The sequence below is a fragment of the Streptomyces sp. NPDC104761 genome (assembly GCF_055583445.1).
Genome location: NZ_JBVJNZ010000001.1, coordinates 556,099 through 578,049, shown reverse-complemented (window position 1 = coordinate 578,049; position 21,951 = coordinate 556,099). Strand labels below are relative to the sequence as shown.

The window sequence follows — 21,951 nt, the reverse complement described above, 5'->3', positions numbered from 1 at the left end:
CAGGTGACGGGAGTGGACAGCACCCGAAAGGGCGCCGCCGCTGGGGGGTGTTTCCCTCAGCGGCGGCGCCCCCGGTGCGATGCGCTCCGGTCCGGCGCAGCAGCCACCGGTTTCGGAGCGGCTCGCGGTTCGGGCCGACGGTCACAGCAGCCAGCGGTTGCGGTTGACGAAGGGCAGCCGTGCCCAGACCCTGCCCAGGCCCCAGGTGGCGCCGGCGCCCGCCGCCGCGAGGGCGACCAGCACGACGGCGTAGACGAGGTGGTAGTCGGCGAACGGGTTGGTGGACATGCTCAGCGACCCGTCCGAGAGGTGCTTGGCCGGGGGCCACTCCGCCATCCACATCAGGGCCATCATCGCCGTGCCCGCCACCGCGGTGAGCCGCAGCGCGACGCCCGAGACGAGTGCCAGGCCGATGCCCAGCAGGCCGAGCATGAACAGCCAGTCCGCCCAGCCGGCCCCGGCCCAGTCGTGGAACGTGGACTCCAGCGGCCCGGCCGCGACCGAGCTCAGGAAGCCCTTGGTCGGCGAACCGCCGTCGATCCAGCCCTTGCCGGACGGTGTGGCGTAGCCGAAGCCGAAGGTCTTGTCGAGGAACGCCCACAGGAAGACGAACCCGGTCAGCAGGCGCAGCCCGGCGAGCACGTGCGCACCGGTCACGGTCGCCGTCGCGGTGTCCGCGGCCTGCGGAGCCGCTTCCGCCCGGTGCCGGGACGGGAGACGGAATCCCAGGTGGCGTTGCGGGTGGTGGTGCACTGCCATGATCTTCATCCCCTCCGAGGAGTGTCACGCGGGGGCTGTCGCGGCCCTCGTCGCGTTTCCAATGTCCCGCCTGCGCGCCGCCGGCCGGAGGGGCTGCACGGGCCCCACCGACGGCCCGAACGTCCCCTGTCGCAGGACCACTTGGCGACAGCGGACGCTCATGTCACCGGCCCGTGGGCACCAGTACGACCGGACAGTGCGAGCGGTGCAGCAGGGTGTGTGCGACGGGGCCGAGGTGCGGCCCGGGGTGGCCCTTCCGGCGGTGGGCGCCGATGACCACGACAGCCGCCTCACGGGTCGCCGCCAGCAGGGCGTGGGAAGGTCCGGAGCGCACGGTGCGGCCATCGACGCTCACGCCGGGGTAACGCTCCTGCAGACGCGAGAGGCTGAAGCGGGGCACGGCCGCCTCCGCCCGGTCCCGCTGGGCCAGACGCTGCCCACCGGGGCCCGACGCGGGGACCTGCCAGGGCAACTCCGGTGTGACGTACCGGTGGTCGGGTGCGTGCAGGGCCCACAGCCAGGCGCCACGACGTTCCGCCTCCTCGAAGGCGTACACCGCTGCCCGAACGTCGGTGTCGTCCCGCAGGCCGAGCAGCACCGCCGGCCGCTCACCGAGGCGCGCGTCGCCGGTGTCGCACGGGTGGTCCTCCCTCACGACCATCAGCGGACCGTGCACATGCGCGGCCAGCCTCAGGCTCACCGAGCCGAACAGGGCGCCGGTGACCCCGCCGAACCCTCGCGTGCCGACGACGGTGAGGGCGGCGCACCTGCTCTCTTCGGTCAACACCTTTACGGCACTTCCCTGTACGGCCTTGGTCACCACACGCAGGCCGGGGTGGCGAACGGCGACGCGCGCGGCGGCCGACGCCAGGATGGGCCCGGCCTCGTCGTCGTCCGGCACCGCATAGACGACGCGCAGTTCGGTGTGGCGGCGTACGGCTTCGCCGGCGGCCCGGTCCAGGGCCCGGACGGCTACCAGCGAACCGTCCACTCCGACGGTCACGTGATGGAGAGTCATGTCCCTTTTCCCTTCTGTGCCTTGCTGCTCGCACGCGGCGGAAGGGGCCGCCGGGACCAGGGCGCGGACACCGCCGGGCGGCTCGCGGGTTCCGATACGGCTCCGAGGACGATGCTGGTGCCGCGCGCACACCCGGGGCAGGGACCGCGAGAACCCCACCGCACGCCGTACGGCCCCTTGTCGTGGGGCCGTACGGTCCGTTGGCGGTTCTCGTCCTCGGTGGCGCGTTCCGCGGCGTCGGGCATGCGCACCGTCTTGTCCACGGGTTCTCCCGGTCGGCCACTCAGCCGGAGGTCCTCAGGTCCACGCCGTACATGGTGCGTCCGGCGACCAGTTCGCGTCCGGTCACCAGCTCCGGCTCGATACGGACGAAGACCTCCTCCGGGGAAGCCACCCAGGAGCGGGGCCCGGTAAGGGCAAGGCGCTGCTGCTCGACGGGGTCGGTGACGACCGTGGCACGCCCGGTGACGACGACGCTCCAGCCCGAGTGGGCCTCCGCATCGACCTCGTCGGCCTCGAAGGCGACCACCGCGCCGTCGATCGCGTGGACAAGCTCCGAGGCGGCCGAGGTACGCAGCAGCACCGCACCGTCCCGGTCCAGGCAGAAATTGACCGGAAGCACGGCGGGCAGGGCGTGGCGCGTGTGAACGATACGGCCGACAGCCGCCCGCGTCAGCAGCCGCAGGCACTCGTACCGATCGAGTTCACGGAATCCGTCGTCGGGGTACATGAGCCGGCCATTCCTCAGCTCGTCGTCCACCGCCGGGTGCGGCGGTATGGGTACAACCCCATCTTTCGCTTCGCAAAGCCGAGTACCAGGGGCCGTCCGTCCCGGCCTGTGCGGACAGTGGCCCCTTGTGGCGGGTCGGCTCCGGCTGACGGCAAGGCGCGGTCCCCGCGTGACGACTGTTCACAAGTGCGGCGACAGCAGACGGAGACGGCCCTCCTCTCGGGAGGCCCGAATCCGGGGCCGAACGTCCCGTTCCGGGGTCCGAGCGGCCTGTGGCGTTCGGACATTCCACCGCACACCCTGAGAAGAGGGACCCCTCGGGCCCGCCCGTCCATCCGAGGAGGAGACCATGCACGGCAAGCCGCATACCGTGAGCGAGGTCATGACGCACGCCGTGGCCGCCGTGGGCCGCGATGCCCCGTTCAAGGACGTCGTGACCCTGATGGAGCAGCGGAAGGTCAGTGCCGTGCCCGTCGTGGAGGGTGACGGCCGGGTGATCGGTGTCGTGTCCGAGGCCGATCTGCTGCGCAAGGAGGAGTTCCGGGACAGCGCCCCGGACCGGTTCACACAGCTGCGGCGTCTGGACGATCTGGCGAAGGCCGGCGCGGCGACCGCCCAGGAGTTGATGAGTTCGCCCGCCGTGACCGTGCATCCCGGTGCCACCCTCGCCCAGGCGGCGCGCATCATGGCGCACCGCAAGGTCAAGCGGCTTCCCGTGATCGACGACGAGGGCCTGCTCAAGGGCGTCGTCAGCCGTTCCGACCTGCTGAAGGTCTTCCTGCGCGACGACAAGGAACTCGCCGAAGAGGTGCGTCACGAGGTCGTCGACCGCCTCTTCCCCCTCTCCGCCGACCACATTCAGGTCGAGGTCGCAGAAGGCGTCGTCACCCTCACCGGGTGGATCGACGGCTCCGGCCTGGCCCCGGTCGCCGAGCGGCTGGCCCGCGCCGTCGAGGGCGTGGTGGACGTCCACTGTCTTCTCGTGCCGGTGTCCGCACGGAGTGACCTGGGATGACGGAGCCCTACGCGACAGGACCCCGGTATCGCAGGTTCTCCTGTCCGGCATCCGAGATCATCCCTTGCCCCCGCTGAAGTTCCGCCACTGGGGACCGATCTGCCGCCACTCCGCGTCCCACTCGTCGAGGCGGTGTCGCATCAACTGCCTGCGGAGCACCCAGCCGGCACCCCACACACCCGTGCCGGCGAGCGGGGCCACGAGGGCAGCGGTCATGACGGTCTCGAAGGTCGCCTCCGCCTGGCTCGGCGGCGGGCCGACGAGCCGTTCGCCGTGGTTCACCCAGACCTGGAGCCGACTGCCCGTGGTGGCCATGGGGTCGGCCTTCGCCAGACCGGTGTGCGTGGAGCCGTCGGCGGCCGTCCAGCGCACCGTGACCCACACCTTCCCCACGTCGTAGCCGGCGACGACCGGTGAGCCGACGGCCCCGTTCTCGGTCAGTTCGGCGGACACGGTACGAACGGCGGCGCGCCGTTCGGTGAACGTCTGGTCCACGGCATGGCCCGCGGCCCATCCGGCGAGCAGCCCCCCGAGGAGGGTCACCGTCCAGACGGCGAGCACGATCCAGGCTTCGACGACGTCGCTGTGCCGGCGCAGCGCATTGTGCCGCCAGCGCCAGAGCGGTCTGGTGGTCGCGTGCGCTCGGTCGGTCGGTGCCATGGTCTCCGTCGCCTCCTTCCGGGACCCGCGACATGCGGGCGCCCGCGCCCTCAGACCGGGGAGACGCGCTCGTCGCCGGGGAGGTGCGGGACGATCGTGTGCCGGATCTCCTCGGTGATGTCCTCCTTGCGCAGCAGATCCGCTTCGGAGACGACACCGACCACACGTCCGTCGTCGTCCAGGACGGGTGTGCCGGTCATGGCGACCTCCAGGGCTCGGCTTCCGGGGTCCGACACGCTCAGACTCGGTCACCTGTCCGCGCGGGTCTTGGGCCGAACGGCCCCGTTCCCGGTGCCGGCCTTCCCCGATCCCGTCGGCTTGTACACCCGCAGCTGACATCGGCGCCATCGTGCCCGCGCGCGGGGAGCGCGCAACGGCACGTGGACTCGCGGACCGGCTGTGGGACCGGTTGCGCACCCGGGAGCGTAGGGGCCGGTCGGCACCGCGCACGTGACCATCGGCACCTGTGCGGGTCCGTGGCCCGCGAGAGACTGGCATCAGGAGCGGCACCGATCCCCCGCGGTGCCGCTCCGTGCGTACCCACAGCGCCTTTCCCGGCGGCCTCGAACAGACCGTGTACGACGCCCGGAACCCGTCGTCAGCTCGCGCGGACGGCGACCTCGTGCTGCTCCCCGCCGAGCACGACCTTGAGCGCGCCGGTGTCGGCGGCGCCGGCGAAGACGTCGTACGCCTCGGCCATGTGGTCCAGCGGGAAGGTGTGGGTGACCAGCTGTGCGGTGGGCAGCCGGCCGGCCGCCGTCATCCGCAGCAGGGTGGGCGTGGAGTGGGTGTCCACCAGACCCGTCGTGATGGTGACGTTCTTGATCCACAGGGTTTCGAGGTGGAGCGTGGCCGGCCTGCCGTGCACGCCGATGTTGGCGACGCGACCGCCGGGCCGCACCATGCGGGTGCACAGCTCGAAGGTCTCCGGCACGCCCACGGCTTCCAACGGCGGTTCTGTGCCGGGCGCGCAACCGCGTCCGCGCACGGAGGGGCAGACTCCGGCTCGTCCCGCCCGGCGGTGATCTCCCACGACTGTTGCGCGGCACGGGCCTCGGCGGTGCCTTCGAGCTGTACCCGGGAGTCCCCGAGGCCCTTGCCGAAAAGGCCGCACCGGGACCGACCGCCGCCGCGGTCGCGCGACCCGTCCCCGACAGGGGCTGAACGTCCCTTGCCGACGGCGGAGTTGGCCTGAGCGGCCCCGCGCCTGTCCCTGGTCGGCCCCTGCCCCGGCCCACGGCCTGCTGCCACTTTCGGAAGTGTCATCACGACCAGGAGGAGGTGCGCACCGATGCGCCGGACCAGGCACACGAAAAAGCTGCTGTGGCGGTGGCGGAGCAACCCGTTGCGGCGACGCGACGACATCATCGAGGCCTGGATCGTCCTGGCCGTATGGACGCTCGTCGCGGTGGGCGGGACCGTCACCGCACTGGTGACCGCCCGGGCCGCGGACGACGTCTTCGCACAGCAACGAACGGAGCGGGAGTCCGTACGGGCCGTGCTTCTCTTCGACGTCCCGCAGAGCGTCAGCGGGATCGGCACGACGGGCGAGCGCACGACGACCACGGTGGTCTGGACCGCACCCGACGGCACCACGCACACCGGCCGGACCCTCGTGGACACCGGCAGCCGGGCCGGCTCCACGGTCACGGTCTGGGAGGACCGCCAGGGCCGGCTGACCAGCCGGCCGCCCAGCCCCACGGCGGCCGCGGTCGAGGCCGGCGTCCTGGGGACGGCGGCCGGCACCGCACTGGCAGGAGCGGTCGTGGGCGCGGGTGCGATCGCCCGCTGGCGACTGGAGCAGCGGCGGCTGGACCTGTGGGGCCGCGAGTGGACGTCCGTCGGACCGCGCTGGGGTCACAAGACCGGCTGACCCATGACAAAGCGCGTGAACGGCGCGGCCGTTGCGAATGCTCGGCCGGGCGCCGGTGACCGTCCACGGCGTGACCGGGTGGACGGCACCGCGCCCTTTCCGTGCCGCTCGGCGCTCGGCCGCGTCTCGTCCGACGGCGGTCACCCGGCGCGTCGACGGCGGTCACCCGGCGCGTCGACGCCGGCGCAACCCGGGCCGCCCCGTCGGTCCACGGCCGACACGAGGTCAGCCGTGGGCGACCACGGCAACGGGCGCGGCGACATGGTGCAGAGCCGCATGGGCGACATGACCGATGTGGGCGCCGATCGAACCGGTGCGGATACGACGGCCGACCACGGCCAGCGAGGCATCGCGGGCGGCACTGACCAGGACCTGTGCGGCGCTCCCGCACCGGCTCGCCTCGATCACTTCGACGCCCGGGAACTTCTGCCGCCAAGGACGCAGTGCCTCGGTCAGAGCGGCGGCGTTCTGGCGTTCCAGCTCGTCGTAGAGTTCGGCGTCGCCGGGGAAGCGGTAGTAGGAGATGGACGGATCGGGCCAGGCGTGGACCGCCCGCAGCGGTGCCTCGCGGTGCGCCGCGGCGTCGAAGGCGAACTCCAGCAGCGTGTCGTCCGGGTGCCTGGTGTCCAGGCCGAGCACGACGGGCCGGAACGGCGTGGCGGCGGACGGGACGCCCGCCGGATCCATCCCGTGCTCGTCGGCGGCCTGCTCCCCCGCGCGCACGAGGACCACGGGGCGTTCCGCGCGGGCTACGACGGCAAGGCTCACCGAGCCGACCATGAACCCGCCGATGCCGCCGAAGCCCCGCGAGCCCAGCGCGAGCAGGTCGGCGCGGCCGGCCGCCTCGCACAGCGCGTCGGCGACCGTACCGGCCGGCTGTTCCGTGAGTACGTCGACACCGGGGTGCCGCAGCCGGATGCCTTCCGCGAACTCCTGTGGCATCTGCTCGGTCCACCGCTGGTGCGTCTCAGGCCCCACCAGGGGAGCCTGTGCCAGAGGCTCGGGAGCCGGCTCCCTGACGTGCACGATGTTCAGAGGCAGTCCGCGCAGCCGTGCTTCGCGCGCTGCCCACTCGGCGGCGGCCCGGCTCTCGGGCGATCCGTCGAGTCCTACGGTGACGGTTCGGACCATGATCTTCACCTCGGCCTGCCCGCTCTCCGTGGATGTAGCGGCTGCCACGACCTGTGACGTCGTGCCCGTCGGGAGCCCGCCGGGCGTCCGGAGTCGGGTACAGCACCATTCTGGGGAACGGGCAGCGGTCCTGCGAACTCACCTCGCGTCACCCGGCCACGGGAGCGGGCCTCACCAGGACGTCCCGGTAAGGCCCGATGCCGCCGTCGTCTGCCCGGCCTGTCGGGCACCGTCAGTGTTTCAGCTCGCCTGCGATCCCGGCCGCCCACGCCTGGACGGCCTCGAAGTCACGGAAGTCGCCGCCCTTTCCGGAGTGCAGGATCCTCCGGGCCAGCCAGCCGTCCGCATCGGTGTCGAGGCAGCCGCCGAAGGTGGCATGGTCTCGGGCGTGCACCTCGTCCATGGCGTGCCGCACCCCGCGCACGGGCGGGATGTCGCGGCCGGAGGCAGAGGTGTCGAGCGGGCCACTGCTGAAGAACCACACGGGCCGCTCGGCGAGGTCGTTGCGGTGCCTGCGGATGAACGTCCGGGCGTCCTTGTGCCAGCGGCCGGCGTACAGTGCGCCGCCGATGACGACCGCGTCGTACCGCGTGACGAAGGGCACGGACGCGGCCGCCATCGTCTCGACGGTCAGCCCTTTCTCACGCAAGGTGTCGGCGATCGACTCCGCGATGTGCGCCGTCGAACCGTTCCTGGTGCCATAAGTGACCAACACGGTGCCAGTCATGGGGATGATCCTCCTCTCACAGTCCGCGCGGCCAGTCGTCGGCCGCGCCGTGCAGTGCCTGTTCCTCGCGGATCCGGGAGTCGTCCAGGCGGTAGGTGAGCCTGTCGACGACGTCGGCCACGCCGTCGATCCGGCGGGTCATGGAGACGGCGATCTCGGAGCAGGTCGTCCGTCATCGCTCTCCAAACCGGTCGGCACTGCGAGCATCGGGCGCGCCGGAGCCGGGTCCCATGGGCTGTCCGGGGCGAGGGGAGGGGCCGACCGGCCCCGACTGTGGCCCGCGCCGAGCGTGCGTCGGCCGTCCTCGCTCTGATCGAAGGCGCTCGGCCAACCGCCGGATCGACAACCGTGCCGGAGGGGCCGCACGGGCCCGGCCTGTGACCAATGGCCCCATGACGCCGTCGCCCCCGCCGGGAAGCGTGGGACGTGCGGATTCCATGCACGGACGCAAGCGACGAGGAGTGGTGTCATGGCGAAGGCATATCTGGTGGGCAGCGGAATCGCGGCGCTGGCCGCGGCCGGTTTCCTGATCCGTGACGGCGGTTTCGACGGCGCGGACATCCATCTCTTCGAGGAGCAGATGGGCATCGGGGGCAGCCTGGACGCGGGCGGCACGGCGGAGGCCGGCTACACCATGCGTGGCGGGCGGATGTTCGAGGCTGAATTCCGCTGCACCTACGACCTGTTGTCCGGCATTCCCTCGCTGGACGATCCCTCGGTGTCGGTGACCGAGGAGATCCTGGCCGGGCACGAGGACTTCGCCTGGGACGACATCGCCCGTCTGGTCGACGGCGACGGCAAGATCGTCGACACCCGCTCGATGGGATTCTCCGAGCGAGACCGGCTGGACCTGGTCCGGTGCCTGGCGAGTCGCGAGGGACACCTGGACGGCAAACGGATCACGGACTGCTTCGGCGAACACTTCTTCACCACGAACTTCTGGTTCATGTGGTGCACCACGTTCGCCTTCCAGCCCTGGCACAGCGCGATCGAGTTCCGCCGCTACCTCAGGCGCTTCGTCCACCTCTTCCCCGAGTTCGCCTCCATGTCCGGCATCCACCGCACCCGCTACAACCAGTACGACTCCATCGTGCGGCCCCTGGCCGACTGGCTGCGCGGGCAGGGCGTGACCATCCACCCCGGGTGCAAGGTCACCGACCTCGACCTCGCCCCCGGAACCGGCAACGTCACCGTGGAGGCCATCAGGATGTCCCGGGCCGGCCGCGAGGACAGGATCGCCGTCACTCCCGAGGACCTGGTCCTGGTGACCAACGGCTCCATGACCGACGCCTCCAGCCGGGGCACCCACACCTCACCCCCGCCTCCGCCCACTTCCCGCTCGGACGCATGGCTGCTCTGGCACCGGCTGGCCCGCGGACACGAGAACTTCGGTAACCCCGACGTCTTCGACAAGCATGTGAAGGAATCCCGCTGGGAGTCATTCACGGTCACCGCCAAGGACCCCGCCTTCCTCGACGCGCTGGCCGAGTTCAGCGGGCGGGAGACCGGCAGGGGCGGGCTGATGACGTTCACCGACTCCAACTGGCTGCTCACCATCGTCGCCAACCGCCAGCCCGTGTACCGCGACCAGCCCGAGGGCGTCTCGGTCTGGTGGGGCTACGGCCTCTTCCCCGCCCGGGCCGGCAACCACACGCCCAAGCCCATGACCATGTGCTCGGGCCGGGAGATCCTCGAAGAGGTCCTGCACCACCTTCACTTCGACGACCGCACCAGCGCCCGCGTCCTGGAGACCTCCACCGTCATCCCCTGCGTGATGCCCTACATCACCAGCCAGTTCCTGGCCCGCCGCCGCGACGACCGCCCGGACGTGGTCCCGGAGGGGTCGGTGAACCTCGCCTTCATCGGACAGTTCACCGAGGTACCCGACGACGTCGTCTTCACCGTCGAGTACTCGGTACGAACGGCCTGGACTGCCGTGTCCCAGCTGCTGCACCTCGGCACACAGCCGCCGGCGGTCTACAAGGGCCACCACGATCCGCATGTCCTGGCCGCGGCCCTGGAGACCCTGCACCGCCGGTAGCGCGTGCAGCGCAGGGGAACATGGGGCAGCCCTTGTCCTTGGCCATGGACGCCGACGGAATGGCCGCCGTTACGGTGCCGTGCTCTCGCGCGGGATGTCGAACTCCACGTCCACGACCCCTTCGACGGCCCTGACCAGACGCGCTGCCACGGGGACGAGGGCCGTGTCGTGGATGCGTCCGGCGAGCGTCACGACACCTTCGCTCACCTCCACCCGCACGGCCGACGTCGGGAAGAGGTACGACCCGATGTCGCGCCGCACCTCGTCGGCGATCTCCGCGTCGCCCCGCAGGAAGACCTTGAGCAGATCGCCCCGGCTGACGATCCCCGTGAGCAGCCCGGCTTCGTCCACCACGGGCAGCCTCTTGACTCCTTCTCGCGCCATGGTGCCCGCGGCCTCGGAGAGGGTGGCGTCGGGCCGGACCGTGACGGCGGGGAGCGACATGAGGTCTCCCGCGGTGAGGGCGTCCGCCTTCGCCACGTCGACCGCCTGGCGCAGCTGGAGGTAGGCCGCGTCGGGGTCGTCCCGGAGTTCCTCGTTGGCCAGCAGGTCTGCCTCGGACACCACGCCGACCACCCGGCCCGCACCCTCGATCACCGGCAGGGCGCTGACCTGCCGGTCCCGCATGAGCCGCACGATCTCCTTGAAGGGGGCTCGGCGGCCGACGGCAGCGACCGTGCGGGTCATGACATCGCTGACGTGGTGCGGGGTGCCGGACATGGCGACTCCGTCGGGCTCGGGGGACATATCGGGGTCCCTTCCAGGGTGCGCCGGACGGACAGAACGAGCCAAGGGCTGCCCGGCCCTTCCACCGGCCGTTCGGCTTCCGTGCCGGAAGGGCCGCTCGCGCCGCACTGGGGACTTGTGGCCCTTGACCCCGACCACCGCGTCAACGCCACGCTGGTTGTCTCAGCCCTTGCCTCGGGAGGTGGAGACCATGTCCGCTACCGTCACCGTAGGTCTCGACGGGTCGCCGGAGAGCCGGGCGGCAGCCGAGTGGGCGGCGCGGGAGGCGCTGCTGCGGGCGCTGCCCCTGAAGATCATGTGTGTCCGGGAGCCGACGCCCCGGCGCGTTGCCCAGACCCTGTTGTTCGACCCCGACGCCTATCAGCACTGGGCCGAGCGGACGGCGCACGAGTCAGCGGAGAGCATCCGGCTGCGTCACCCGGGCATCACGGTGTTCACCGAGCACCCCACGGGGACCGTGGCCGACGTCCTGAACGAGGCGGCGGGCTTCGCCGAGCTTCTGGTGCTCGGCTCCCAGGGCCTCGGTGCCTTCGGCGGCTTCGTGGTCGGCTCGGTGAGTCTGGCGGTCGTGGCGCGCGCCGAGCGCCCGGTGGTGCTGGTTCGCGCGGCAGAGCAGGCCGCCGACGAACACCGGGCGGCCCCGGTCGGCGTGCCGTCCGCCGAGGCGCCGTTCCGGCCGGTGGTACTCGGCCTCGACATCGATCACGCCGACGACACCCTGTTGGAGTTCGCCTTCGACGCGGCCGCACGCCGGAAGGCCGCCCTGCGGGTCGTCCATGCCTGGCCCGAGCCGCCGGCCTCCCGCGGCCACCGCCATGAGGCTGAACTCCACGACTCGCTCGAGCGCGGACAGGCCGCTCTCCTGAGGAAGTCCCTGCGTCCCTGGGGGCAGAAGTTCCCGGACGTCGAGGTGATCGAGGCGAGCCGGTGCGGCAGCGCGGCGCAGATCGTCGTCGACGACGCCCGTGACGCCTCGCTGGTGGTCGTCGGCCGTCGTATTCGCACCGGATCGTTCGGTCCGCACATCGGCCATGTCACCCACGCCGCCCTGCACCACATCGCGGTCCCCGTCGCGGTTGTCGCACACGGCTGACCTGCTAACCCAGCGGAGGGCAAGCCACGGGCGCACCGTTGGTACATCGCTGACGGCCGTCCCGCAGGCGCCGGCCCCAGCGGGCCCGGCCTGGGCCGGTCGGGCCGGCACTCGGCTGACCGTCCGGGCCGGAGGGTCTGCCGTGCGGGCCGCTCGGCCCATGCCCGGGGGCAGCTCGTGGCGCAGCCTGAAGGTGTCGCGGAACGGCACCCAGCTCCTGGAGGACGCCATGAACGGCGTGCACTGCGAGCTGTCGGGCCCGCGCCGCCGTCCGGACCTCCCCGCCTCCCAGCGAGCGGCCCCCGCCTGATCCCGGGTCCCGGCAGGTCCGTCGCCGGATCGGGGTTCACGCGGCGTCGGCGGCGGTGAGCCGGCAGTTGACGCCGATCACGCCTTCGACGCCCCGGACCAGACGTGCGGCCAGCGGGATCCGGGCGGCATCCGCGACACGTCCGGTCAGGGTCACGACGCCCTCGGTGACCACGACGTGCACGGGTTCGATCGGGGCCGGGAAAAGGACGTCGACGATGTCGCGGCGGATTTCGTCGGCGAGATCGTTGTCCGGGCGCAGAAAGACCTTCAGCAGGTCGCCGCGGCTGACCACGCCTTCAAGTGCGCCCTCGGCATTCACCACGGGCAGCCGTTTGACGTGCCGCAGGGCCATGATCCGTGCTGCCTCGGCCAGCGCGGCGTCGCTGTGAACGGTGACCGCCGGTGTGCTCATCAGCTCCTCGGCGCGCACCGCCCCGGCCTTGGCCAGGTCGGGCAACCGGCGCAGCTGGGTGAACCGGTCCGGATCACTGTCCCGGAATTCCTCCTTGGGCAGCAGGTCGGCCTCGGAGATCACTCCGATCACCCGCCCGTCGCCCTCAAGCACGGGCAGAGCACTGACCTTGAACTGCTCCATGCGCTCCACGATGTCCTTGAACAGGGTCTCGCGGCCCACGGCCACGACGGCGCGTGTCATGACGTCACCGACCCTGTGCGGGCTGCCGTGCATGGTCCTCTCCTCAAGAGCCGCGTTCATGGCCGTGCGGAGGTCATCCCACCGACTGCCCTTCCTGTGCTGATGAAACCAGCGTGCGCGCGCCCGGGCTCCGGCGCCACAGGCCACCCGGTCCGGCACAGGACCCTGCCCCGCAGTGCAGGGATGTCCATGCCTTCGCCGCTCGCACGTGGTCCTGGACGTCCGCGGCCCGACGCGAGCGGCGCCACCCCTTTTCGAGGGTGTGCGCGGCCGGCGAGCGACCGGCCGCGCACACCTGGTGCGACTCCGGCATGCCCTGTCTCAGCCGCGCCGCACCGGGATGGTCCTCGTTCCCGCCTTCTCCTCCGGGACCGGGACCGTGATGGTCAGCACACCGTCCTTGTACTGCGCGGTCGCCTCGTCGCCCTTCGCACCGGAGGGCAGGCGGACCGAACGGGCGAAGGTGCCGTAGCGGAACTCGGTGCGGTGCTTCTCCGTCTTCTCCTCACCGCGTTCGGCGCGCAGGGTCAGAACGTTCTCCTCCACCGTGATCTCGACGTCCTTCTCGGAGTCGATGCCGGGGAGTTCGGCGCGCAGGACGTAGATCCCGTCCTTCAGGTGTTCCTCGATGCGGATGCCGTGGACTCCCGCAGGCATATGTGTCCCGGGGATTCCTCCCTCGACCCAGCCGAACAGCTCGGGCAGTGCCGGGAAACCGGGCAGCCGCTCCATCACGCCGCTCATGCTCCGCCTCCTCTCCTGAGTGGTCGCGTCAAGCGTCCCGCCGGCGCGGCACGGTACGCGTGGGCCGTCCGGGCCCCTGATGGACCCGGACGGCCCTCGCCTCCGCCGCCCGTCACGGTGTCGCCCCGTCAGTCGTGCGGCACCACGGCGACCGGCGCGGAGGCGTGTTGCAGCACCGCATGGGTCACCGGGCCGATGTGACCGCCGAGCGAGGCCTGGCGCCGCTTTCGTCCCACGACGACCAGCGCCGCGTCCCGTGAGGCGTGTACGAGGTGACGGCCGGCGCCGCCGACCACGGCCTGTGCCCTCACCTCCACGCCGGGGAACTTGTCCCGCCAGGGCCGCAGGGCATCGCCCAGCTCCTGCCGTATCTCCTCCGCCAGTTCGAGGTTCAACCCTGCATCCAGGACGGCGCCATAGCCGTAGGGGGCCGCCTGGGTCCAGCCGTGGACCACCCGCAGACCGGCCGCCCGGCGCCGGGCGGCCTCGAACGCGAACTCGATGACGGCGTCGTCCGGGTCGGCGGCATCGAGTCCGAGCACGATGTCGCGGAAGGGGGCGGTGATCGACCCGGCGCCCGTGGCGTCCGGCAGATGCTCGTCCTCGGCGCGCTCACCGGCCCGTACGAGGACGACCGGCCGCTCGGCGCGCGCCACGAGGGCGAGTGCGACGGAGCCGACGATGAACCCGGGCACGGTCCCGAGTCCCCTGGACCCGAGGACCAGCAGTTCCCCGTCCTCGGCGGCTGCCAACAGGGCGGGGACGGCCTTCTCCTCGACGTCCCGGCTCGTGATCCGGAGCCCGGGGTGGCGCCCGGCGAGCCGGGTCTCCGCGTCGCGCAACAGGCCGTCGGACCGTCTGCGCCGTACGTCGAGCACGTCGAGTGCCGGAAATGCCGCGCACGGGGCGTACATGGGGCGCGGTGGGTCATCGGCATGTACGAGGCACAGGGGCACATCACGTTGTGCCGCCTCGCGGGCGGCCCAGTCTGCGGCGGCCAGGCTTTCGGGCGAGCCGTCGAGACCGACGATGATGCCGGACATGTGCGGACCTCCTTGAGGGATACACGCTCAGTCTCCGACGCACGCGCATGTGACAGCAGGGGCCCGAGGTCCCTGCCACGGGGCCCGATCGGCCCTCCGGGACCAGGGAGACGTGCGGCTCCACCGCGAGGGAAAGCCCGGCGTGACCGCCGTGTCGTCGGCGCACCGACCGCAGCGGGGGGGGGGGGGGGGGGGGGGGGGGGGCGGGGGGGGGGGGGGGGGGGGGAGGGGGGGGGGGTCCCCACGCGGGGAGGAAAGCCCTGGTCTCCTTTTCGTTTCCCCCCCCCCCCCCCCCGCCGGGGCCCCCCCCCCCCCCCCCCCCCCGCTCTGGGCCCTGACTGCCACGCGCGTCAGGAGTGCACCGCCGTGCGGTGGTCCTTCCGGACCACCCCGTGCCGGATCGGCTGGTGCGCCGGAGACCTCCGGTGCGCCCGACGGCGCTGCAGCCGGACCACGAGGTCGTCGAAGAACGCGGCTAGGACGCACGTGAGTCCCGTCGCCAGCACGAGCAACACCGCGAACCTCTCCCAGAACTCCGGTGTGAGACTGGTACCCAATGTCCTCGCCCTCCCTGATCTGCGTCGTTCTTCTTGCTTCCAGCACACTCCGGCGCCGGGTGCGGCGCATGAGCCGAGGGGGTCGGGCGGAGGTCCGACGGGGCCCTTGCGCGCGGGACCGCATGGGCCCCGGGGCCGTCGGCGCTGGATGGCCTCTCGTGGCCACGGCGACCGACGGCCGTAGGACGCGGTGGCTCCGGGCTCCCGCCTGGGCCGGTCGGCCCAGTGGCGGGGACCGACAGCACCTGCCAGCACGGGCCCTGCGCTCCGACGCTGGAGCTGTACGCCGCCCCGAGACCGACGGAGGAGACCGGCGCCATGATCCGTTACGTGTACGACTTCACAGAGGGCGGCCGTGACAGGGCCGACCTGCTCGGCGGCAAGGGGGCGAACCTGGCCGAGATGACCCGGCTGGGGCTGCCCGTCCCGCCGGGCTTCACCGTCACCACCGAGGCCTGCCGGGCGTTTCTCGCCACCGGCGCCGAGCCGGACGGTCTGGCCGGCGAGATCGCCGAGCACCTGACGGCCCTGGAGCGAGCGTCCGGACGGCGGCTGGGCCGGTCCGACGACCCGCTCCTGCTGTCCGTCCGCTCCGGGGCGCGGTTCTCGATGCCCGGCATGATGGAGACCATCCTCGACATCGGGCTCAACGACGACTCCGTCCTCGGCCTGGCCAAGGTGTCCGGGAACGAACGCTTCGCCTGGGACTCCTACCGTCGTCTCGTGCAGATGTTCGGCAGCACCGTCATGGGGGTCGACGGCGCTCTCTTCGAGAACGCCATGGCCGATCTCAAACGGGACCGTGGCGCGGCGAACGACCTGGGCCTGGACGCGGCGGACCTGGCGGGGCTCGTCGGGACGTACAAGGAACTCATCCGGCGGGAGACCGGGAAGGACTTCCCGCAGTCCCCGGACGAGCAGCTGCGCCGGGCCGTCCTCGCCGTCTTCGAGTCCTGGCAGGGCGAACGCGCCCGCGTCTACCGCCGACGCGAGCACATCGCCGACGACCTGGGCACCGCGGTCAACGTGCAGACCATGGTCTTCGGCAACCTCGGCCCCGACTCCGGCAGCGGCGTCGCCTTCACCCGCGACCCGGCCACGGGACTGCGCGGCCTCTACGGGGACTATCTGGCGAACGCGCAGGGCGAGGACGTCGTCGCCGGCATCCGCAACACCGTCCCGCTGACCGCGCTGGAGGAACTGGACCCGGCCTCGTACACCCAACTGCTCGGCCACCTGCGGACGCTGGAGACCCACTACCGCGACCTGTGCGACATCGAGTTCACCATCGAGCGCGGCCGGCTGTGGATGCTGCAGACCCGGGTGGGCAAGCGCACCGCCGAAGCCGCGTTCGCCATCGCCTCCGAGCTGACCGACGAGGGCCTGATCACCGCCGACGAGGGCCTGGCCCGCGTGAGCGGGGACGGCCTCGCCCGGCTGATGTTCCCCCGATTCGACACCAAGGCCGTCGGCGAGGCGCTGGCGCACGGTCTGCCGGCCTCGCCGGGTGCGGCCGTGGGCGCCGCCGTGTTCGACTCGGCCGAAGCCGTCCGCCGCGCCGCCGCAGGCGAGAAGGTCGTCCTCGTACGCCAGGAGACCACCCCCGACGACCTCCCGGGCATGCTCGCCGCACAGGCGGTGCTGACCAGCCGGGGCGGCAAGACCAGCCACGCGGCCGTGGTCGCCCGCGGCATGGGCAGGGTGTGCGTGTGCGGCGCGGAAGCACTCATCGTGGACACCGCGGCGCGACGCTTCGCCGTGGACGACACCGTGGTCGAGGAGGGCACCGTCGTCTCCGTCGACGGCTCCGGGGGTGCCGTGTACCTGGGTGCCGCGCCGCTGGTCGACTCCGAGGTGATGCGGTACTTCGAGACCGGTGAGCGGTCGGCGGGGCTGGTCGACGCCGTGGCCCGGGCCATGTCGCGGGCCGACGGGGTGCGGCGTCTTGAGGTGCGGGTGAACGCCGACACGCCCGAGGACGCCGCCCGGGCCCGGCGGTTCGGCGCGCAGGGCGTCGGGTTGTGCCGCACCGAGCACATGTTCCTCGGTGAGCGCCGCAAGCTGGTCGAGGCGATGATCCTGGCCCGAAACGAGACCGAGCGCGAGGCGGCGCTCGGCGCGCTGCTGCCGCTCCAGCGCCAGGACTTCACCGGCATCCTGGAGGCGATGGACGGCCTGCCGGTCACCATCCGGCTCATCGACCCGCCGCTGCACGAGTTCCTGCCCGACCGCACCGACCTCGCCGTGCGCATCGCCACCGCCGAGGCCCGGGGCGAGCACCCGGACCCGCACGACACCGAGCTGCTCGACGCGGTCAACCGGATGCACGAGGAGAACCCGATGCTCGGGCTGCGGGGGGTGCGCCTGGGCCTGGTGGTGCCCGGTCTGGTCGCCATGCAGGTGCGGGCGATCGCCGAGGCGGTCGTGGCGCGTACGAGGGCCGGGGGCTCCCCCGAGGCCGAGATCATGGTGCCGCTCGTCGGCGCGGTCGAGGAGCTGCGGATCGAACGCGAAGAGGTGGAACGCGTCCTTGCCGAGGTCTCCGAGGAGTCCGGCGTCCCGGTGCACTGCCCGGTCGGCACCATGATCGAGCTGCCCCGGGCCGCGCTCACGGCCGGCCGGATCGCTGAGGAGGCGGAGTTCTTCTCCTTCGGCACCAACGACCTCACCCAGACCACCTGGGGCTTCTCCCGCGACGACGTCGAGGCCGCGTTCTTCTCCGCCTATCTCGACAAGGGCATCTTCGCCACCTCACCGTTCGAGACGCTGGACGTCACGGGCGTGGGCCGGCTGGTGCGGATCGCCGTCGACGAGGGGCGCGCGCGGCGACCGGACCTGAAGATCGGCGTCTGCGGTGAGCACGGCGGGGATCCGGACTCCGTCCACTTCTTCCATGCGGCGGGCCTCGACTACGTCTCCTGCTCGCCGTTCCGCGTACCGGTCGCCCGACTGGAGGCCGGACGGGCCGCGCTCCCCGAGCCGGGGACGAGCGACAGCAGGTGACAGGGGGCGGGCTCCGTGGCGGAGCGGCCCTCACCGACGGCAGCGGGACCTTCTGTTCTCGAGTCCCGGAGACCCGCCCACCGAGACGTGGGCGGGTCGGACCCTCCGCACAGGACGCTCGGCCCTGCTCGGGCCGAGGCACGGGAGGGAGCCTGGAACCAGGTATCGGATCCGGCCGGCGACGGCCCGCCCCGCACGCAGGCCCGGTGGACGACCCGACCTGGACACCGGACGAGGAAGGAAGTGGGTGCCATGGCCCGCATCGTCGGCGAGGTGATGACAGGCGACGTCGTCGAGGCGCACCGGGACACGTCGTTCAAGGATCTGGTGCGGTTGCTGGACCGGCATCGGATCAGCGGGCTGCCCGTCGTGGATCACGACGACAAGGTCGTGGGCGTGGTCTCCGAGACGGATCTGATCCGGCACCAGGCAACCAGGTCGGCATCCGGCCGGGCGGGAAGGCTCCGTATCCCTCCGCTGAGGCGCGCGGCCCGTCGGGCCGCCGCGGTCACCCGCGCCGGGTCCGGCACCGCACAGGAGCTGATGACGACGCCCGCGGTCACCGTGCATCCGGAACAGCGGATCGCGGACGCCGCGCGCGTGATGGAGCGGCACGGCGTGGAGCGTCTCCCGGTCGTCGACGAGGAGGACCGGCTGATCGGCATCGCCACCCGCCGGGATCTGCTGCGTGTCTTCCTGCGCACCGACGACGAGATCCGCCAGGAGGTGTCCGACGACGTGGTGACCCGTGCCCTGGGCCTGCCGGCCGACAACGTGGCCGTGTCGGTCCGCGACGGCATGGTCACGCTCGCCGGGGCCGTCGGGCGACGGGACGACATCCCGCTCGCGATCCGGCTGACGTATCGGGTGGACGGAGTGGTCGGCGTTGTCAACGGGCTGAACGTCCGCATCGGTTCGGGGCCGGTCAGCCCTCCGAAGGGACCGGCGGGACCTGGGGGCGGGCTCCGCTGAAGAGAGACGCTGCTGGTGGGAGCGGTACCGATCCCCCGCAGTGCCGATCCCACCCCGTGCTCTCACCCCGCACCGCCGCCCCCGCGGCGGCGGTCTCCCGACGACGGAGGCCCGCCCACCATGACCCGCCACGACGACCGCAGCGCGACCACCGGACTCACCGAGGCGCCGTCCGACATCGCCATCGCGGTGGACCGGCTGGTGACGAACGGACTCAAGGCACTGGCCGACTACGAGGCGCTGGACCAGGAACAGGTCGACCACATCGTGAAGAAGGCCTCGGTCGCCGCCCTCGACCAGCACACCGCGCTCGCGCGGCTCGCCGTGGACGAGACCGGACGCGGTGTCTTCGAGGACAAGGCCGCCAAGAACATGTTCGCCTGTGAACACGTCACCCACAGCATGGGCCGGATGAAGACGGTCGGGGTCATCGCCCGCGACGACATCGACGACATGATCGAGGTCGCCGAGCCCGTCGGCGTCGTGTGCGCGGTCACACCCGTCACCAACCCGACCTCCACCACGATCTTCAAGGGGCTGATGGCGCTGAAGACCCGCAACCCGGTCGTGTTCGCCTTCCACCCCTCCGCCCAGCGCTGCAGCGCGCAGGCGGCCCGTGTCGTGCGCGACGCGGCGGTCGCCGCGGGCGCGCCCGAGCACTGCGTGCAGTGGATCGAAACCCCCTCCGTCGAGGCGACCGGCGCCCTCATGCGCCACCCGGGCGTCTCGCTCATCCTCGCCACCGGCGGCAACGCCATGGTCAAGGCCGCCTACTCGGCCGGCAAACCCGCCCTGGGCGTGGGCGCCGGCAACGTCCCCGCGTACATACACAAGAGCGCCGAGTTGCGCCGGGCCGTCAACGACCTGGTGCTGTCCAAGTCGTTCGACAACGGCATGATCTGCGCCTCCGAACAGGCCGTCATCCTGGACGAGGAGATCTACGACGCGGCCCTGGCCGAATTCCGCACGCTGCACGCCCACGTGGCGACCGCCGAGGAGAAGGCGAAGCTGGAGGCGTTCCTGTTCCCGGCCTCCCGGTCGGCCGACAAGGACACGGGGGTGGGCTGCGAGCCCAAGGTGAACTCCGCGGCCGTCGGCCGGAGCCCGGCGTGGATCGCCGAGCAGGCCGGGTTCGCCGTACCGGCCGACACGTCGCTCATCCTGGTCGAGGCCGCTCAGGTCGGCCCGCAGGAACCGCTCACCCGGGAGAAACTGTGCCCGGTCCTCGCCGTCCTGCGCGCCGACTCCGAGCAGCGGGGCTTCGACCTCGCCGCCGACATGGTCGCCTTCCACGGGCAGGGCCACAGCGCCGTCATCCACACCGAGGACAGCGCCCTGGCCGAGGCGTACGGCCGCCGCATGAAGACCGTACGGATCATCGTCAACTCACCCTCGTCGCAGGGCGCGATCGGCGGGATCTACAACAGCCTGCTCCCGTCACTGACACTGGGATGCGGCTCCTGGGGCAGCACCTCGGTCTCCAACAACGTCTCCGCGGCCCAGCTCCTGAACGTCAAGCGCGTCTCGGTGCGCCACAACAACCTCCAGTGGTTCAAGGTCCCACCGAAGATCTACTTCGAGCCGCAGTCCATCCGCTACCTGACCTCCATGCCGGACGTCCACCGCGTCACCGTCGTCACGGACGCGACGATGACCCGCCTCGGTCTCGTCGACCGGGTCGAGCGGGTGCTGCGCCGACGCCGGGAGCCGGTCACCATCCAGGTCATCGACAACGTCGAACCCGAGCCCAGCATCGACTCCGTGCGGCGCGGCGCCCGGCTGATGGGCGACTTCCGCCCCGACACCGTCATCGCGCTCGGCGGCGGCTCCCCCATGGACGCGGCCAAGGTGATGTGGCTGCTGTACGAGCAGCAGGCGGAGGGCAAGGACGTCGACTTCGCCGACATGCGGCACAAGTTCTCCGACATCCGCAAGCGCGCCTTCCGCTTCCCGACACTGGGCGGGCTGGCCCGCCTGGTGTGCATCCCCACCACCTCCGGCACCGGTGCCGAGGTGACCCCGTTCGCCGTCATCTCGGATCCCGCCACCGGCAAGAAGTACCCGCTGGCCGACTACGCGCTCACCCCCAGCGTGGCCATCATCGACCCGCTGCTCACGACCGGGCTGCCCAGGGCACTGGCCGCCGACAGCGGATTCGACGCCCTCACCCACGCCGTCGAGGCGTATGTGTCCGTCTACGCCAACGACTTCACCGACGGCCCGGCCCTGCACGCGATCCGGCTGATCTTCGACAACATCGAGGCCGCGGTGAACGACCGTGCGGCACAGCCCGGGGCCCGGGAGAAGATGCACAACGCCGGCACCATCGCGGGCATGGCGTTCGGCAACGCCTTCCTCGGCATCGTCCACGCGATGTCCCACACCCTCGGCGCCACCTTCCACATCGCGCACGGCCGCACCAACGCCGTTCTCCTGCCGCACGTCATCCGCTACAACGGCACCGTCCCCACGAAGCTCACCGGCTGGCCCAAGTACGAGAACTACCGTGCTCCGGAACGCTTCCAGGACATCGCCCGCACCCTCGGCCTGCCCGCCACCACGCCCGGCGAGGGCGTCGACTCGCTGGCCTCGGCGGTGGAGCGGCTCCGCGACGCGGTGGGCATCGAGCCGACGTTCCAGGCCCTCGGCGTCGACGAGCGCGCGTTCCTCGACGCCCTGCCCCAGCAGGCCCTCAACGCCTACGAGGACCAGTGCGCGCCCGCCAACCCGCGGATGCCCATGCTCGACGACATGCAGGATCTCATGCGCCTCGCCTACTACGGCCGTCCGCAGGACCGTCCCGGGACTGAGCAGTCGGCACGGCCGTAGCGCGAGGGCGCCACCGTCGCGCCGGCGTCCGCTCCGACCGCC

At 71.8% G+C, this 21,951-nt stretch carries 20 protein-coding genes and 2 pseudogenes; 8 read left to right on the top strand and 14 right to left on the bottom strand.

Features of this window, described 5'->3' with window-relative positions; all coding sequences use genetic code 11:
• Nucleotides 1–141: 141 nt before the first annotated feature.
• The 3 genes from ACZ63F_RS02685 to ACZ63F_RS02675 all read right to left on the bottom strand — a co-directional run bounded on the left by ACZ63F_RS02685 (nucleotide 142) and on the right by ACZ63F_RS02675 (nucleotide 2,507).
• Nucleotides 142–759: a hypothetical protein gene (locus ACZ63F_RS02685; protein WP_469708007.1), complete on the bottom strand. Its 618-nt coding sequence runs from the start codon at nucleotides 757–759 to the stop codon at nucleotides 142–144.
• Nucleotides 760–922: 163 nt separating this feature from the next.
• Nucleotides 923–1,777: a universal stress protein gene (locus tag ACZ63F_RS02680; protein WP_469708005.1), complete on the bottom strand. Its 855-nt coding sequence runs from the start codon at nucleotides 1,775–1,777 to the stop codon at nucleotides 923–925.
• A gap of 283 nt (nucleotides 1,778–2,060) precedes the next feature.
• Nucleotides 2,061–2,507: a pyridoxamine 5'-phosphate oxidase family protein gene (locus ACZ63F_RS02675; protein WP_469708003.1), complete on the bottom strand. Its 447-nt coding sequence runs from the start codon at nucleotides 2,505–2,507 to the stop codon at nucleotides 2,061–2,063.
• 349 nt (nucleotides 2,508–2,856) lie between these two features.
• Here ACZ63F_RS02675 and ACZ63F_RS02670 point away from each other — a divergent pair, with 349 nt between their 5' ends.
• A complete protein-coding gene (locus ACZ63F_RS02670; protein WP_469708002.1) occupies nucleotides 2,857–3,522 on the top strand; it encodes a CBS domain-containing protein in 666 nt (221 codons plus the stop codon).
• A gap of 57 nt (nucleotides 3,523–3,579) precedes the next feature.
• Here ACZ63F_RS02670 and ACZ63F_RS02665 read toward each other — a convergent pair whose 3' ends face one another.
• From ACZ63F_RS02665 to ACZ63F_RS02655, 3 genes and pseudogenes are all read right to left on the bottom strand, one after another.
• Nucleotides 3,580–4,182 (bottom strand): Rv1733c family protein, encoded by a 603-nt coding sequence (locus ACZ63F_RS02665; protein WP_469708000.1) that lies wholly within the window; start codon nucleotides 4,180–4,182, stop codon nucleotides 3,580–3,582.
• Between the two features lie 50 nt (nucleotides 4,183–4,232).
• The gene (locus ACZ63F_RS02660) at nucleotides 4,233–4,418 is read right to left on the bottom strand and encodes a CBS domain-containing protein (protein WP_469707998.1); all 186 of its coding nucleotides are present in this window, start codon (nucleotides 4,416–4,418) and stop codon (nucleotides 4,233–4,235) included.
• A 362-nt stretch (nucleotides 4,419–4,780) separates the two neighbouring features.
• Nucleotides 4,781–5,131, bottom strand: a pseudogene (locus tag ACZ63F_RS02655) (zinc-binding dehydrogenase); the annotation flags it as partial.
• A gap of 342 nt (nucleotides 5,132–5,473) precedes the next feature.
• Here ACZ63F_RS02655 and ACZ63F_RS02650 point away from each other — a divergent pair.
• A complete protein-coding gene (locus ACZ63F_RS02650; RefSeq protein WP_469707996.1) occupies nucleotides 5,474–6,055 on the top strand; it encodes an Rv1733c family protein in 582 nt (193 codons plus the stop codon).
• Between the two features lie 225 nt (nucleotides 6,056–6,280).
• Here the strand turns inward: ACZ63F_RS02650 and ACZ63F_RS02645 are convergent, their stop codons facing one another.
• The 3 genes from ACZ63F_RS02645 to ACZ63F_RS02635 form a co-directional block, all read right to left on the bottom strand.
• A complete protein-coding gene (locus ACZ63F_RS02645; protein ID WP_469707994.1) occupies nucleotides 6,281–7,186 on the bottom strand; it encodes a universal stress protein in 906 nt (301 codons plus the stop codon).
• Between the two features lie 232 nt (nucleotides 7,187–7,418).
• Nucleotides 7,419–7,913 (bottom strand): flavodoxin domain-containing protein, encoded by a 495-nt coding sequence (locus ACZ63F_RS02640; RefSeq protein ID WP_469707993.1) that lies wholly within the window; start codon nucleotides 7,911–7,913, stop codon nucleotides 7,419–7,421.
• Nucleotides 7,914–7,929: 16 nt separating this feature from the next.
• Entirely contained in the window at nucleotides 7,930–8,055 is a 126-nt protein-coding gene (locus ACZ63F_RS02635; protein ID WP_469707991.1) for a hypothetical protein, read from the bottom strand.
• Nucleotides 8,056–8,367: 312 nt separating this feature from the next.
• Between ACZ63F_RS02635 and ACZ63F_RS02630 the strand changes: the two are divergent.
• Nucleotides 8,368–9,954: pseudogene (locus ACZ63F_RS02630) on the top strand (oleate hydratase); the annotation flags it as partial.
• A gap of 69 nt (nucleotides 9,955–10,023) precedes the next feature.
• Here ACZ63F_RS02630 and ACZ63F_RS02625 read toward each other — a convergent pair.
• A complete protein-coding gene (locus ACZ63F_RS02625; protein ID WP_469709301.1) occupies nucleotides 10,024–10,674 on the bottom strand; it encodes a CBS domain-containing protein in 651 nt (216 codons plus the stop codon).
• Nucleotides 10,675–10,891: 217 nt separating this feature from the next.
• Here ACZ63F_RS02625 and ACZ63F_RS02620 point away from each other — a divergent pair, with 217 nt between their 5' ends.
• Both ACZ63F_RS02620 and ACZ63F_RS02615 read left to right on the top strand, forming a co-directional pair.
• Nucleotides 10,892–11,794: a universal stress protein gene (locus ACZ63F_RS02620; RefSeq protein WP_469707989.1), complete on the top strand. Its 903-nt coding sequence runs from the start codon at nucleotides 10,892–10,894 to the stop codon at nucleotides 11,792–11,794.
• Between the two features lie 160 nt (nucleotides 11,795–11,954).
• Nucleotides 11,955–12,104 (top strand): hypothetical protein, encoded by a 150-nt coding sequence (locus ACZ63F_RS02615; protein WP_469707987.1) that lies wholly within the window; start codon nucleotides 11,955–11,957, stop codon nucleotides 12,102–12,104.
• 36 nt (nucleotides 12,105–12,140) lie between these two features.
• Here the strand turns inward: ACZ63F_RS02615 and ACZ63F_RS02610 are convergent, their stop codons facing one another.
• The 4 genes from ACZ63F_RS02610 to ACZ63F_RS02595 all read right to left on the bottom strand — a co-directional run bounded on the left by ACZ63F_RS02610 (nucleotide 12,141) and on the right by ACZ63F_RS02595 (nucleotide 15,105).
• The gene (locus ACZ63F_RS02610; protein ID WP_469709299.1) at nucleotides 12,141–12,794 is read right to left on the bottom strand and encodes a CBS domain-containing protein; all 654 of its coding nucleotides are present in this window, start codon (nucleotides 12,792–12,794) and stop codon (nucleotides 12,141–12,143) included.
• Between the two features lie 288 nt (nucleotides 12,795–13,082).
• Nucleotides 13,083–13,505 (bottom strand): Hsp20/alpha crystallin family protein, encoded by a 423-nt coding sequence (locus ACZ63F_RS02605; protein ID WP_469707985.1) that lies wholly within the window; start codon nucleotides 13,503–13,505, stop codon nucleotides 13,083–13,085.
• A gap of 128 nt (nucleotides 13,506–13,633) precedes the next feature.
• Nucleotides 13,634–14,548 carry a universal stress protein gene (locus ACZ63F_RS02600; RefSeq protein ID WP_469707983.1) on the bottom strand — a complete coding sequence of 305 codons (915 nt, stop codon included), beginning with the start codon at nucleotides 14,546–14,548 and terminating at the stop codon, nucleotides 13,634–13,636.
• A gap of 350 nt (nucleotides 14,549–14,898) precedes the next feature.
• Nucleotides 14,899–15,105 (bottom strand): hypothetical protein, encoded by a 207-nt coding sequence (locus tag ACZ63F_RS02595; RefSeq protein ID WP_469707981.1) that lies wholly within the window; start codon nucleotides 15,103–15,105, stop codon nucleotides 14,899–14,901.
• Between the two features lie 318 nt (nucleotides 15,106–15,423).
• Between ACZ63F_RS02595 and ppdK the strand changes: the two genes are divergently transcribed.
• The 3 genes from ppdK (at nucleotide 15,424) to adhE (ending at nucleotide 21,909) form a co-directional block, all read left to right on the top strand.
• Nucleotides 15,424–18,108 (top strand): pyruvate, phosphate dikinase, encoded by a 2,685-nt coding sequence (gene ppdK, locus ACZ63F_RS02590; protein WP_469707979.1) that lies wholly within the window; start codon nucleotides 15,424–15,426, stop codon nucleotides 18,106–18,108.
• Nucleotides 18,109–18,360: 252 nt separating this feature from the next.
• A complete protein-coding gene (locus tag ACZ63F_RS02585; RefSeq protein ID WP_469707977.1) occupies nucleotides 18,361–19,080 on the top strand; it encodes a CBS domain-containing protein in 720 nt (239 codons plus the stop codon).
• A gap of 120 nt (nucleotides 19,081–19,200) precedes the next feature.
• A complete protein-coding gene (gene adhE / locus ACZ63F_RS02580) occupies nucleotides 19,201–21,909 on the top strand; it encodes a bifunctional acetaldehyde-CoA/alcohol dehydrogenase (RefSeq protein WP_469707974.1) in 2,709 nt (902 codons plus the stop codon).
• Nucleotides 21,910–21,951 lie beyond the last annotated feature (42 nt).